This window comes from Streptomyces sp. NPDC003284 (assembly GCF_053589675.1).
On the sequence record NZ_JBSFSI010000003.1, the window covers coordinates 502,062 to 515,613 of the forward strand.

Genomic DNA, 13,552 nt, shown 5'->3' on the forward strand with positions numbered 1-13,552 from the left:
GTTCAGAGCGGGAAGGCGGGGCTAGCGTCCGTGCATGGCCGTTCCTCACGTACCGTCCGACCTCGGGTTCGATCCCTGGGACCCGGCGTTCGTCGCCGATCCGTACCCCGTCTACGCCGAACTGCGCGCCCGGGGCCGCGTGCTCCACTACGAGCGCACCGACCAGTGGCTGGTCCCGCACCACGCGGACGTGTCGGCGCTGCTGCGGGACCGGAGACTCGGCCGGACCTACCGGCACCGGTTCACGCACGAGGACTTCGGCCGCACCCCGCCCCCGCCGGAGCACGAGCCGTTCCACGTCCTCAACGACCACGGGATGCTCGACCTGGAACCGCCCGACCACACCCGGATCCGGCGGCTGGTGTCGAAGGCGTTCACCCCGCGCACCGTGGAGCGGCTGAAGCCGTACGTCCACGCGCTGGCGGACGACCTGGTCGCCGCGCTCGTGGAGGCCGGCGGCGGTGATCTGCTCGCGGACGTCGCCGAGCCGCTGCCGGTGGCGGTGATCGCGGAGATGCTGGGCATCCCGGAGCAGGACCGGGCCCTGCTGCGCCCCTGGTCGGCCGCCATCTGCGGGATGTACGAGCTGAACCCGTCCGAGGAGACGGCGGCGAGCGCGGTGCGCGCCTCGGAGGAGTTCACGGCGTATCTGCGGGAGCTGATCGCGGCCCGCCGCGCGGAGCCGGGGGACGACCTGATCTCCGGGCTGATCGCCGCGCACGACGAGGGAGACCGGCTGACCGAGCAGGAGATGATCTCCACGGCCGTGCTGCTCCTGAACGCCGGTCACGAGGCCACGGTGAACGCGACGGTCAACGGCTGGTGGGCCCTGTTCCGCAACCCGGACCAGCTGGCGGCGCTGCGCGCGGACCACTCGCTGATCCCGTCCGCCGTCGAGGAGCTGATGCGCTACGACACCCCGTTGCAGCTCTTCGAGCGCTGGGTACTGGACGACATCGAGATCGACGGCACGACGATCCCGCGCGGCGCCGAGGTCGCCCTGCTCTTCGGCTCGGCCAACCACGACCCGGCCGTCTTCACCGCCCCCGGGCGCCTGGACCTGGCACGCCGCGACAACCCCCACATCTCCTTCAGCGCCGGTATCCACTACTGCATCGGCGCCCCCCTCGCCCGTATCGAGCTGGCCGCCTCCATGGCCTCCCTCCTCACCCGGGCCCCGGCCCTCGCCCCGGCGACACGGCCACGGCAGAAGCCGAACTTCGTGATCCGCGGCCTGGAGGCGCTGGAGGTGCGGACGGAAGCGGAAGGATGACGGGGCGGCCGGACGGCCGGGCAGGGGCAGCCGCGCAGGGGGCAGCCGGGCAGGGGGCTGCCGTGGCCCGGGAGCGTCAGCCCGCGGCAGGCACCACCAGCCCCCACGCCCCCTCGCGCACCGTCCAGGTGCGGGTGCGGACCGGGCCCGAGACCACCGCGTCCGCGCGGTAGCGGTAGTGCGCGCCGGAGACGGTCACCGCGCGGCCCTCGGCGAGCAGGGGGGAGAGCTCCGCGCCCGGCCCCGACAGCGGCCGCACCTCCACCGCGGCCACGCCCCGGGCACCGGGCACCACGGACACCGCCTCCACCGGCTGGTCCAGGTCCACCAGCGTCACCCCGTCGACCTCCACCCGCAGCCGCGCGGGTCCGGTCCCCGCCTGGGCCTCGGCCGCCGTGCGGGGCGGGCGGGCCACCAGGGTGCGGACGAGCGACTGGCAGGTGCGCAGCCAGTCCCGGTGCGCCCCCGCGCCGAGCACCGCCGGATCCGCCGGGGGCGGGACCAGCGGCGGGATCCGCAGCGCGCCCAGCACCACCCCGTCGCTGTCGTCGACGAGCAGGTCGAGCCGGCGCACGGAGCCGTCGAGCACCGCCCGCGCGGAGGCGACCGGACCGGTCGGCACGCCCAGCGAGCGGGCCAGGGCCAGGGCACCGCCGACCGGGACGACCGACAGCACGCATCCGGCCAGTTCCCGCCGCCGGTGCAGCAGGGTCACCGCCCGCAGCAGGGCCCGGTCGTCCCCGACCACCACCGGCCGCCGAGAGCCGCGCCGCGCCAGTGCGCGGGCGAACTCCTCCGGCCCCTCCGGGAGGCACACCTTCGTGGCGGCACCCGCGCTGAGCACGTCTTTTGCGATCCGTACGGACTCCCCGTCGGTCCGCCGGGCGGCCGGATCGATGATCACGAGCAGCGGATCGGACGTCGGATAGGTCGCCACCTCGGTCCTGCCTCGCTTCCTCGGGTAGCATCTTTGTGCAAGAGCCCCTTGCGCTATTGCGCCAGGGGCTTCGTCTATTCCGGGGCATCCGGTCCGACGGTTGCGCGACCGACGAGGGTCGCGCGGTGCACGCGGCGGTGAACCCGCGTACGCCCCTGACCTTGGACATGCCCCGCCCGGAAGGGGTGTACGCGCGTGCCCGCACTTGTGCTGCTCGGTGCTCAGTGGGGTGACGAGGGCAAGGGGAAGGCCACCGACCTGCTCGGTGGCTCCGTGGACTATGTGGTGCGTTACCAGGGCGGCAACAATGCCGGCCACACGGTCGTCGTGGGCGACCAGAAGTACGCACTGCATCTGCTCCCCTCCGGCATCCTCTCGCCCGGCTGTACGCCCGTCATCGGAAACGGCGTCGTCGTCGACCCGTCGGTCCTGCTCTCCGAGCTGAGCGGTCTGAACGAGCGCGGCGTCGACACGTCGAAGCTCCTGATCAGCGGAAACGCGCACATCATCACGCCGTACAACGTGACCGTCGACAAGGTGACGGAACGCTTCCTCGGCAAGCGCAAGATCGGCACCACCGGCCGCGGCATCGGCCCGACCTACGCGGACAAGATCAACCGCGTCGGCATCCGGGTCCAGGACCTGTACGACGAGTCGATCCTCACCCAGAAGGTCGAAGCGGCCCTCGACGCCAAGAACCAGATCCTCACCAAGCTCTACAACCGGCGCGCCATCGCCGTGGACCAGGTGGTCGAGGAGCTGCTGGGCTACGCGGAGCAGCTCGCGCCGTACGTCGCCGACACGGTCCTGGTGCTCAACCAGGCCCTGGAGGAGGACAAGGTCGTGCTGTTCGAGGGCGGTCAGGGCACCCTCCTCGACATCGACCACGGCACGTACCCCTTCGTGACCTCGTCCAACCCGACCGCGGGCGGTGCCTGCACCGGCGCCGGTGTCGGCCCGACGAAGATCAGCCGGGTCATCGGCATCCTCAAGGCGTACACCACCCGCGTGGGCTCGGGGCCGTTCCCGACCGAGCTGCTCGACGAGGACGGCGAGGCGCTGCGCCGCATCGGCGGCGAGCGCGGTGTGACCACCGGCCGCGACCGCCGCTGCGGCTGGTTCGACGCGGTGATCGCCCGCTACGCCACCCGCGTCAACGGCCTCACCGACTTCTTCCTCACCAAGCTCGACGTCCTCACCGGCTGGGAGCGGATCCCGGTCTGCGTCGCCTACGAGATCGACGGGCGCCGCGTCGAGGAGCTGCCCTACTCCCAGACCGACTTCCACCACGCCAAGCCGGTCTACGAGTACCTCCCGGGCTGGCAGGAGGACATCACGAAGGCCAAGACCTTCGCCGACCTGCCCAAGAACGCCCAGGACTACGTCAAGGCCCTGGAGGAGATGTCCGGCGCCCCGATCTCCGCGATCGGCGTCGGCCCCGGCCGCGACGAGACGATCGAGATCAACTCGTTCATCTGACCCGCACCCCCGCCCCCGGACGGCGGCCGTCGCCCAGCGCGTCGGCCGCCGTCGGCGTTCCCGCCCGCCGCACACCGGTCCGGCGGGTTCCCGGTGCGGCGTTCGGCGCGCGCCGGGCGGGCCGGTGCCCGGTCAGCTGAAGACGATCATCGAGCCCTGGGCCAGGCTGCGGGTGGCCGCCGCGTGCAGGCCGAGCCAGACGTGGCGTTCGCGGGCGAAGGGGCTGGGGTCGTAGGGGGCGGGCGCGGCGGGCTGTTCGAGTTCGGTGGGGCCCGTCGGCGGGGCCGGCGGAGCCGGAGGGGCGGCCGGGTCGATGCCCAGGGCCGGGGCGACCTGCTGGAGTTCGCGCAGCAGGGCCTGGGAGGAGCCGAGCGGGCCGCCGCCGGCGAGGAGTTCGTCGTTGGACAGCGGGTGCGGGAAGTCCACGGGGACGTAGGCGCCCGCGTGGTCGTAGTGCCAGACCAGGTGGGACTGCTGTGCCGTCGTCTCGAACATCTCCAGCAACTGCTCGTAGTCGCCGCCCAGTTCGTCGACCGGGGTGAGCGGAAGGCCGCAGAGCTGGAGCAGGTGGGCGCGGCGCAGGAAGTGCAGGGCGTCGTAGTCGAAGCCGGCCACCGGCGCGACGTCGCCGGACAGGCCCGGCATGTACTGGTACACCGGCACCGGCGGCAGTCCGTTCTCCGCGAGCGCCTTGTTGTACTGCGCGAGTTCCTCGGCGAACGGGTTGTCGGGGGTGTGGCACAACACGTCGACGAGCGGTACCAGCCACAGGTCACAGGCCAAAGGAGGGCTCCTCACTCAGCGTTCGGCACGCGCGAAGCACAGTGGTCAACGAAGGGTAGTCGGTGCGGAGCGGACCGGCCCCACCCGTGCAGTTCCCCCGCCCGCCCCGCTCATGCGGCGCAGAGCCGCTCGACGAGGGCCAGGGAGTGCGCGTTGTAGGCGGAGACGAGGCTCTGCGCGGTGGTGATATCGCGGGACGCCAGGGCGTCCACGAGTTCGGTGTGGCCGCACCACAGGACACCGCGCAGATCACCGAGCCTGCGGAGCTGCTGCACCGCGCACACCCAGGACTGCACGCGCAGCCGGTGCAGGAAGTCGGCGAGGTGCGCGTTGCCGTACAGGGCGCTCAGCTCGCGCCAGAACCGCAGGTCGTAGCCGATCAGCACGGTCAGGTCGCCGGCGCTCGCCGCCCGCTGGGCCTCCTCGCCGCGCCGGCGCACCCCGGCGAGCACGGCGGCCGTGCGCGGATCCAGGGGCTCGCGCAGCATCGCCCGCGTCCGGGACCTCCCCCGGGCGCCCCCGGTCTCCGCGGCGCCGCCCGGTGCCTCGCCCGCGGCGGCCAGGACGCGGAACATGCCCTCGGTGACCAGGGCGCGGGCCTCGATCATCTCGCGGAAGGCGGCCGCCGAGTACACGCGCACCCGGAAGCCGCGGTGCTGGTCGGCGTCCAGCAGCCCCTGCGCGGACAGGTCCACCAGCGCCTCGCGCACCGGCGTCGCGGACACCCCGTACTGCTCGGCTATCTCCTTCACCGTGAACTCGCGCCCCGGCTGGAGCCGCCCGGACAGCACCTCGTCCCGCAGCGCGTCCGCGATCTGCTGGCGCAGGGTGCTGCGCGTCACGGCACCGGTTCCGCTGAAGCCGGGCATGGTCGGGGCGTCTCCCTCACGCGTGCGGTGGCGTACGCGTACATCTGCTCGTACGTCTGTCTGATCATGTACTCGTACGGGTGTATGTGTACGAGCACGCCACCTTACGCACTCCGGGGCGTTTCGAGGGACTCCCCGGTGCTCACCGGTGCTTTCCGGCCTACTCCGTGTGCTCGTCGGCCACGGACAGGGCCGCGTCCAGCGCCGCGAACCCCTCCTTCAGCTCGGCCTCGGTCACCGTGCACGGCGGGACGACGTGCGTGCGGTTCATGTTGATGAAGGGCCACAGGCCGTGCGCCTTGGCGGCGGCGCCGAAGGCCGCCATCGGGCCGTTCGCCGCACCGGCCGCGTTGTAGGGCACCAGCGGCTCGCGGGTCTCGCGGTTCTTCACCAGCTCCAGCGCCCAGAACATGCCGGTGCCGCGCACCTCGCCGACGCTCGGGTGCCGCTCGGCCAGCTCGCGCAGCCCGGGGCCGACCACCTCGGCACCCAGCCGCCGCGCGTTCTCGACGACCCTCTCCTCGGCCATCACGTTGATCGTCGCGACGGCCGCGGCGCAGGCCAGCGGGTGCCCCGAGTACGTCAGTCCGCCCGGGTAGGGCCGCTTGCCGAACGTCTCGGCGATCTCCCCGGAGATGGCCACACCGCCCAGCGGCACATACCCCGAGTTCACGCCCTTGGCGAAGGTCATCAGGTCGGGGACGACCCCGGACAGGTCCGCGGCGAACCACTCACCGGTCCGCCCGAACCCGGCCATGACCTCGTCCAGCACGAACACGATCCCGTACTTGTCGCACAGCGCGCGCACCCCGGCAAGATAGCCCGGCGGCGGCACCATGATGCCCGCCGTGCCCGGGACCGTCTCCAGGATGAGCGCCGCGATCGTCGCGGGCCCCTCGAAGGCGATCGTCGTCTCCAGGTGCTCCAGCGCCCGCGCGCACTCCTCCTCCTCGGTCTGCGCGTAGAAGCGGGAGCGGTAGAGGTAGGGCGCCCAGAAGTGCACGACACCCGCCGCGCCGTCGTCGGAGGCCCAGCGGCGCGGGTCGCCGGTGATGTTCACGGCCTGCTGGGTGCCGCCGTGGTACGACCGGTACGCCGACAGCACCTTCGGCCGCCCGGTGTGCAGCCGGGCCATGCGGATCGCGTGCTCGACCGCGTCGGCGCCGCCGTTGGTGAAGAAGATCTTGTCCAGGTCGCCGGGGGTCCGCTCGGCGATCAGCCGGGCCGCCTCCGAGCGGGCCTCGACGGCGAACGCGGGAGCGAAGGTGGCCAGCGTCGCGGCCTGCTCCTGGATCGCGGCGACGACCTTGGGGTGCTGGTAGCCGATGTTGGTGAAGACGAGGCCGCTGGAGAAGTCCAGGTAGCGCCTGCCGTCGTAGTCCCAGAAGTACGACCCTTCGGCACCGGCCACCGCCGGCGGGTCGATCAGGTCCTGCGCGGACCAGGAGTGGAAGACGTGCGCGCGGTCGGCGGCCTTCACGGCCGCGCCGGCCTCGGGGTCCGGCTGCGGGGCCCGGTGGGCGGAAGAGGGCTGAGGGGTCATACCGCGAGCGTAGAGGCCGCCCCGGCGGAGCCGGTATCGGCGCCCTGTCTGCGGTGACGGCGATTTGACGACACCTTGTCGCGGGAAGCACGGGACGCACGGGGAGCACAAGGGCGCGACGGGGAGCACGGGGGCGCGGGAGAGCGCGTACGGCCGGGCGGCCCGCTGTTACGGAACCGTCGACGGCGGGCCGCTGTCCGCCCGTGGTCCCCGCACTATCCTCGGGCTGACGCGCAGGGGCGTACCGGGCACATCGGGGGAGGCGGTTCTGCCATGGAGAAGCTGGCGCCCGGCGATCCGCGGGAGATCGGGGCGTACCGGCTGCTGGCGCGGCTCGGCGCGGGCGGCATGGGGCAGGTGTACCTGGCCCGCTCCGGCCGGGGCCGTACGGCCGCCGTGAAGGTGGTGCGGCGGGAGCTGGCGCAGCAGGAGGAGTTCCGGGCCCGGTTCCGCCAGGAGGTGCGGGCCGCGCGCCGGGTCGGCGGGAACTGGACCGCGCCCGTGCTGGACGCGGACACCGAGGCCGCCGTCCCGTGGGTCGCCACCGGCTATGTCGCCGGGCCCGGCCTCCAGCGGGTCGTCGGCCACGACCACGGGCCGCTGCCCGAGCGGTCGGTGCGCGTCCTCGCCGCCGGTCTCGCCGAGGCGCTGCGGGACATCCACGCGGCCGGGCTCGTCCACCGCGACCTCAAACCGTCGAACGTGCTCGTCACCATCGACGGCCCCCGGGTCATCGACTTCGGCATCGCCCGCGCCCTGGAGACCGTCGCGGACAGCGGCCTCACCCGCACCGGGGCGCTGCTCGGCTCGCCCGGTTTCATGGCCCCCGAGCAGGTGCGCGGCGACCGGATCACCCCCGCCTGCGACATCTTCTGCCTGGGGTCCGTGCTCGCCTACGCCGCGACCGGCACCCTGCCCTTCGGCACCGCCGACAGCGGCGTGCACGCGCTGATGTACCGGATCGCCCAGGAGGAACCGGACCTGGACGCGCTGCCCGAGGGCATCGCCGACCTGGTCCGCGCCTGTCTGCGCAAGGACCCGGCGGCCCGGCCCGCGCTGGAGGAGATCCTGGAGCGCACCGGCGCCGAGGACACGGTGTGCGACGGCCGGCTCCGCGATCCGTGGCTGCCGAGCGCCCTGGTGGCCCAGCTCGGACGGCACGCGGTACGGCTGCTGGACGCGGAGAACCCCGAGGCGCCGCCACCCGCCACCCTCGGCGAAGCCACCGGCCCCGCCGCGCTCACGGGTCCCACCGTGCCCGCCCCTCCCGAGGGACTCCCGCAGCACGACTCCGCCGCCTCCCCCTTCTCCCAGTCCTCCCCCTTCTCCCCCTTCTCCCCCTACTCTCAGTCCTCCCGGTTCTCCCCTCCCTCCTCCCGGGAGCAGCCGCCTGGGCACACCCCCGCGGACCCCCCGGGCCACGCCCCCGGCCCCGCCCCGGAAACCACGCCATGGCCCTCCCCGGAGCACGCCACCGCCGTCCGGCCCCCGGCCCCCGGCGACCCCGCCGGACAGGGCCACGCACCGCCGGACCACCCGCCCACCCAGGCCGACGGCCCGGCGCCCGCACCCGCGTCCGTGCCCACACAGCAGGCGTACGGCCATCCCCAGCACCCCCACCCCCACCAGCACCCGCAGCCTCACCCGTACCGATCCGCCGACCCCCCGTACTACGCCCCGGCCCCGGACCCGGCGCCGGACGGACCGCGGCGCGGCGGTCCCTCCACGGTGGCGCTCCTCGCGGTGGCGCTGGTCGTCGCGCTCGGCGCGGGCGGTTCGGTCTACGCGCTGATGCAGGGCGGCGGGCACGAGGACAACCGCGGCGGCCCCGGCCCCTCGCCGACCGCCACCGCGTCCGGCACGGGCGGGCCGGACCCGTCCCCCACCGGCACGGGCGCACCGCCCGGCCCCTCGGACGGTGTGGTCCCCACCGGCTACCTCGGCACCTGGCGGTCGGCGATCGACAGCGAGCTGGGCTCGAATCCCCGGCGGCTCACCATCGTCCAGGGCGGTGTCGGGGACCGGGTGCTCACCCTGGTCGCGGACGGCCCCACCGCGACCGGCGGCACCTACCACTGCGTGTTCGAGGCCCGGCTGGTCCGGCGGCCGGACACCGGCGGACCGCTGGAGCTCGGGCCCTCGACGGTCAGGGACGGCACGGGCGGCGCCTGCAATCCGGGCGCGGCCACCCAGGTGCTGCTGCTCCCGCAGGGCGGCCTCCAGCGCGTCAACAAGGACAGCGGCGAGCGGCTGACCTACATCAAGGAGTGAGCGCGGGACGGGAGAAGCCGCCGCGGTGTCCGGCGTCGCCGCGTCCGGGACGCTCCGGTACGAGCGCCGGGTGCTGCGCCGCCGGGGGCACCCCAGCTCCGAAGAGCTCGGGGGAGCGGTGTCAGGTCCCGCACCGGTGACCGGTGTCCCGGCCGGAGGCTCTACCGGGGCTCGGGGGGCCGCTGGCGGGGCATGTTCGGCCGGGTGCCGCCCGGCGGCAGCGGGAAGCGGCCCGGACCGGTGCCGCCGGGCTCCGGGCGCGCGCCGCCCTGCACCGCTGAATGGAGCCCCGCCGGCGCCGCCCCGACGCGGAACTCCACCATCCAGCCGGCCGTCTCGGCCCGCACCAGCTCGGTCACGTCCTCCGTGAAGCGCCGCAGCACCGCCAGGCACCGCTCGGCGGCCTCGCCCGCCGTGCCCTCGGCCGGGCCGAGCACCTCCCGCACGCTCTCGGTGGCCCAGTCGAACTGGAGCAGTTGCAGCCGCCGCTGCACGGCCTGCGCGGTCGCCACGTCCCGCATCCAGCCCGAGGTCACGCCGAAGTACCGGTCGGCCGCGACACACGCCACCGACAGCAGCAGCGCCAGATATCCCCAGGGCGCCGCCCCGCGGGCCGGCCCGGTCAGATCAAGCAGCGGCAGCCCCGTCCCGGCCAGCGCCCCCGCCGCCGCCCCGCACCGCAGCGCCCGCGCCCCGCGCCGCTTCCACACCCGCTCCGCGAGGTACCAGGCGGCGGTCTGGAGCGCGCCGCGCTCCACCCACCGGTACAGCTCGTCCAGCCGCCGGGCCGGGTCGCCCCAGTCGCCGGGCGGGAACACCCGCCCGGTCAGGTCCCCGGGCAGCGGTCCGGCCGCCGCCGCCCCGCCCTCCCGTCCGTCCCGAGCCCCGTCCTCCCGCCCGTCCCGAGGGTGACGCTCGGGCTGCATCTCCGGCTGACCCACCCGGCACTCCCTACTGATCACCTACTGATCACGTTCTGTGACGCTGGCTGACCGCCGGACCCCTTCCTACCCCCCAACGGGTGGCGAAGCGGGGGAATGCGGTGCTTTTCCGCCCGGAAGAGGGCCTTGATCAGGTATAGGACGCACCCGTAACTCACTCGAAAGAGTGGCGGGGCGCCGCCCGCCGGGACCACGTAGGCTCGTGCCAGCGGGGAATCGCCGGTGCGCCGGCGGACGGGCCCCGCCCGGAGACCGGGCCGTCCGGATCATCCGGACGCACGGAGGAAAGCAGGAGCTGATCGTGATTCCCGGTGGTGGCCAGCCCAACATGCAGCAGCTGCTCCAGCAGGCCCAGAAGATGCAGCAGGACCTGGCGCAGGCCCAGGAGGAGCTGGCGCGCACCGAGGTCGACGGACAGGCGGGCGGCGGCCTGGTGAAGGCCACCGTCACCGGCGCCGGCGAGCTGCGCGCCCTGAAGATCGACCCGAAGGCCGTGGACCCCGAGGACACCGAGACCCTCGCGGACCTGGTCGTGGCGGCCGTCCAGGCGGCCAACGAGAACGCCCAGGCGCTCCAGCAGCAGAAGCTCGGCCCGCTGGCCCAGGGCCTCGGCGGCGGCAGCGGCATCCCCGGGCTGCCTTTCTAGGCGGCCCCCGGGCAACTACGGTACGTACCGAAGCAGCACACACCGAAGCAGCACACACCGAAGCAGCACTCACCGAAACAGCGGCACACGGAGAGCAGGAAGGACGGGCGTCCGGTGTACGAAGGCGTGGTCCAGGACCTCATCGACGAACTGGGGCGGCTGCCCGGCGTCGGTCCCAAGAGCGCGCAGCGGATCGCCTTCCACATCCTCCAGGCGGAGCCGACGGACGTGCGCCGGCTCGCCCAGGCCCTGCTGGAGGTGAAGGCGAAGGTCCGCTTCTGCGCGGTCTGCGGCAACGTGGCGCAGGAGGAGCTGTGCGGCATCTGCCGTGACAGCCGCCGCGACCAGAGCGTCATCTGCGTGGTCGAGGAGCCCAAGGACGTCGTCGCGATCGAGCGGACCCGCGAGTTCCGCGGCCGGTACCACGTCCTCGGCGGGGCGATCAGCCCGATCGAGGGCGTCGGCCCTGACGATCTGCGCATCCGGGAGCTGCTGGCCCGCCTCGCCGACGGCACGGTCACGGAGCTCATCCTGGCCACGGACCCGAACCTGGAGGGCGAGGCGACGGCGACGTACCTCGCCCGCATGATCAAGCCCATGGGCCTCAAGGTCACCCGCCTGGCCAGCGGCCTCCCGGTGGGCGGCGACCTGGAGTACGCGGACGAGGTGACCCTCGGCCGCGCCTTCGAGGGGAGACGACTCCTAGATGTCTGACGCCACGCTGCACGCGACCAGCCAGAACCCCGACGACTTCGCGGTCCAGATCGCCGACCAGATCGAGAGCTTCCTGGTCGCCGTCACCGAGGTCGCCAAGGGCGACGAGCCGGACTCCGCGGTGCCCTTCCTCCTGCTGGAGGTCTCCCAGCTGCTGCTGGCCGGCGGCCGGCTCGGCGCGCACGAGGACATCGTCCCCGACGAGCGCTACGAGCCCGACCCGGGCCCGGAGCAGGACGCGGACGTCCTCCGCGAGAACCTGGGCCGCCTGCTGGAGCCCATCGACGTCTACTCCGAGGTCTTCGACCCCTACGAGCCGCGCCGCGCCCCGGTGCCCGCGCGGATCTCCGACGACCTCGCCGACGTCGTCGCCGATCTGCGCCACGGCATGGTCCACTACCGCGCGGGCCGCACCACCGAGGCGCTGTGGTGGTGGCAGTTCTCCTACTTCTCCAACTGGGGCGGCACCGCCTCGGCGGCCCTGCGCGCCCTCCAGTCCCTGGTCGCCCATGTGCGCCTCAACCAGCCCCTGGAGGAGCTGGACGGCCTCGACACCGACCAGGGCATGGGCGACGAGACGCTGGAGTTCGAGGCGGGCCGGGTCATGGCGGAGGAGATCGGCGGTCCGCTCGGGCTGCCCCGGGCCCAGTGAATCCCGCCCGTCCGCGCATTCGCCCATTTCCCGTTCCCGGGCGGTGAAAAACCACCGGGACAGGCCGGAAGAAGCCATTTTCGCCGACCGGCACGGCGTCGGAGGAAATTCACCGATCGGCCGACAATCGTCCGGCGGAATTGGCTAAGCTGCCGTCATGGTGCATACAGGGGGAGAACTTCCGCCGGTGACCGAGCGGCTGGGTGATTCCTTTTTCCAGGATCCCCAGGGACTGTTCGCGCGGCTGCGCTCGTCCGCGCCGGTGACGCCGGTCGTCACCCCCGAGGGCCTCCGCGTCTGGCTCGTCACCCGGTACGAGGACGTGCGGGCGGCGCTGGCCGACCCCCGCCTCGCCAAGGACTGGGTGGCGCACATGACGCCCGAGGACTTCGACATCACCATGGACCCCGTGCAGGCGTTCCTCGACCAGCACATGCTCAACCTCGACCCGCCCGACCACACCCGGCTGCGCCGCCTGGTGGTGAAGGCGTTCACCCCGCGCCGGGTGGCCGCCCTGGAGCCGCGGATCCGGGACGTCACCGGCGCGCTGCTGGACGCGATGGCGGACGGCCCCGAGGAGACGGAGCTGATCGGGGCGTTCGCGTTCCCGCTGACGGTCACCGTGATCTGCGAGCTGATCGGGATCCCGGCCGACGACCGGGAGTCGTTCCGCGCCTGGTCGGAGACGCTGCTGTCGTCGCGGGGCACCCGGGTGGAGTCCCGCGCCGCCGCCACCGCCATGCACGCGTACTTCACGCGCCTGGTCGCCGAGCGGCGGCAGACCCCGGCGGACGACCTGCTCTCGGCGCTGATCGCGGCCCGCGACTCGGGCGACTCGCTCTCGGAGCACGAGCTGCTGTCGATGATGTTCCTGCTGCTGGTCGCCGGTCACGAGACGATGGTGAACCTGATCGCCGGGGGCGTGCTGGCGCTGCTGACGCATCCGGCGGAGCTGGCGCGGCTGCGGGCCGACCCCGCGCTGCTGCCCTCGGCGGTGGAGGAGCTGCTGCGGTACGCGAACCCGCTGAACCACGCCACCGAGCGGTTCACGCTGGAGCCGGTGACCATCGGCGGCACCCCGGTGCCCGCGAAGGAATGGGTCATGCTCGCCACCTCGTCGGCGAACCGGGACCCGGAGCGGTTCCCCGGGGCCGACCGGCTGGACGTGGGCCGGGACACGGCGGGCCACGTGGGGTTCGGGCACGGCATCCACTACTGCCTCGGCGCGCCGCTGGCGCGGCTGGAGGGCGGGATCGCCTTCGGGATGCTGCTGGAACGATTCCCCGCGCTGGCGACGGCGGTGCCCGGGACGGAGCTGCGGTGGCGGCCCTCCAGCCTCATCCACGGCCTGGAGGCCCTGCCCGTCCGGCTGCGCTGAGCGCGCCGCGCCCTGCCCCGGCCCGCGCGCACGGACCGGCTGATACCCGGTGAGCCGGATATCAGC

12 protein-coding genes are annotated in these 13,552 nt (G+C 73.6%); 7 read left to right on the top strand and 5 right to left on the bottom strand.

The genetic code is table 11. The features are described 5' to 3' along the window. Window positions 1-34 precede the first annotated feature (34 nt). Window positions 35-1,273, top strand: a complete 1,239-nt coding sequence (locus ACWDYF_RS09245) for a cytochrome P450 (protein WP_389462643.1) — start codon at window positions 35-37, stop codon at window positions 1,271-1,273. A 76-nt stretch (window positions 1,274-1,349) separates the two neighbouring features. Here the strand turns inward: ACWDYF_RS09245 and ACWDYF_RS09250 are convergent, their stop codons facing one another. Then, window positions 1,350-2,210 (bottom strand): diacylglycerol kinase family protein, encoded by an 861-nt coding sequence (locus ACWDYF_RS09250; RefSeq protein WP_389462642.1) that lies wholly within the window; start codon window positions 2,208-2,210, stop codon window positions 1,350-1,352. Between the two features lie 195 nt (window positions 2,211-2,405). Between ACWDYF_RS09250 and ACWDYF_RS09255 the strand changes: the two genes are divergently transcribed. After that, window positions 2,406-3,689: an adenylosuccinate synthase gene (locus ACWDYF_RS09255; RefSeq protein WP_026252719.1), complete on the top strand. Its 1,284-nt coding sequence runs from the start codon at window positions 2,406-2,408 to the stop codon at window positions 3,687-3,689. Window positions 3,690-3,821: 132 nt separating this feature from the next. Here the strand turns inward: ACWDYF_RS09255 and ACWDYF_RS09260 are convergent, their stop codons facing one another. The 3 genes from ACWDYF_RS09260 to ACWDYF_RS09270 all read right to left on the bottom strand — a co-directional run bounded on the left by ACWDYF_RS09260 (window position 3,822) and on the right by ACWDYF_RS09270 (window position 6,884). Then, a complete protein-coding gene (locus tag ACWDYF_RS09260) occupies window positions 3,822-4,472 on the bottom strand; it encodes a phospholipase D-like domain-containing protein (protein WP_381740940.1) in 651 nt (216 codons plus the stop codon). Between the two features lie 110 nt (window positions 4,473-4,582). After that, window positions 4,583-5,341, bottom strand: coding sequence for a GntR family transcriptional regulator (locus ACWDYF_RS09265; protein WP_389462641.1), 759 nt, complete (start codon window positions 5,339-5,341; stop codon window positions 4,583-4,585). Between the two features lie 160 nt (window positions 5,342-5,501). Continuing rightward, window positions 5,502-6,884, bottom strand: a complete 1,383-nt coding sequence (locus ACWDYF_RS09270) for an aspartate aminotransferase family protein (protein WP_389462640.1) — start codon at window positions 6,882-6,884, stop codon at window positions 5,502-5,504. Between the two features lie 273 nt (window positions 6,885-7,157). On the opposite strand from ACWDYF_RS09270, the gene ACWDYF_RS09275 reads away from it, so the two are divergent. After that, the gene (locus ACWDYF_RS09275) at window positions 7,158-9,155 is read left to right on the top strand and encodes a serine/threonine-protein kinase (RefSeq protein ID WP_389462639.1); all 1,998 of its coding nucleotides are present in this window, start codon (window positions 7,158-7,160) and stop codon (window positions 9,153-9,155) included. 161 nt (window positions 9,156-9,316) lie between these two features. Here the strand turns inward: ACWDYF_RS09275 and ACWDYF_RS09280 are convergent, their stop codons facing one another. Next, window positions 9,317-10,096, bottom strand: a complete 780-nt coding sequence (locus ACWDYF_RS09280) for an SLATT domain-containing protein (RefSeq protein WP_381740935.1) — start codon at window positions 10,094-10,096, stop codon at window positions 9,317-9,319. Window positions 10,097-10,397: 301 nt separating this feature from the next. Here ACWDYF_RS09280 and ACWDYF_RS09285 point away from each other — a divergent pair, with 301 nt between their 5' ends. The 4 genes from ACWDYF_RS09285 to ACWDYF_RS09300 all read left to right on the top strand — a co-directional run bounded on the left by ACWDYF_RS09285 (window position 10,398) and on the right by ACWDYF_RS09300 (window position 13,486). Continuing rightward, entirely contained in the window at window positions 10,398-10,742 is a 345-nt protein-coding gene (locus ACWDYF_RS09285; RefSeq protein WP_026252718.1) for a YbaB/EbfC family nucleoid-associated protein, read from the top strand. Window positions 10,743-10,856: 114 nt separating this feature from the next. Continuing rightward, a complete protein-coding gene (recR, locus tag ACWDYF_RS09290) occupies window positions 10,857-11,456 on the top strand; it encodes a recombination mediator RecR (protein WP_381740934.1) in 600 nt (199 codons plus the stop codon). Next, complete coding sequence (locus ACWDYF_RS09295) at window positions 11,449-12,108, top strand: DUF5063 domain-containing protein (RefSeq protein ID WP_381740927.1); 660 nt, start codon at window positions 11,449-11,451, stop codon at window positions 12,106-12,108. The genes recR and ACWDYF_RS09295 overlap by 8 nt, the downstream gene beginning before the upstream one ends. A gap of 187 nt (window positions 12,109-12,295) precedes the next feature. Beyond that, window positions 12,296-13,486 carry a cytochrome P450 family protein gene (locus ACWDYF_RS09300; RefSeq protein ID WP_381740926.1) on the top strand — a complete coding sequence of 397 codons (1,191 nt, stop codon included), beginning with the start codon at window positions 12,296-12,298 and terminating at the stop codon, window positions 13,484-13,486. Window positions 13,487-13,552 lie beyond the last annotated feature (66 nt).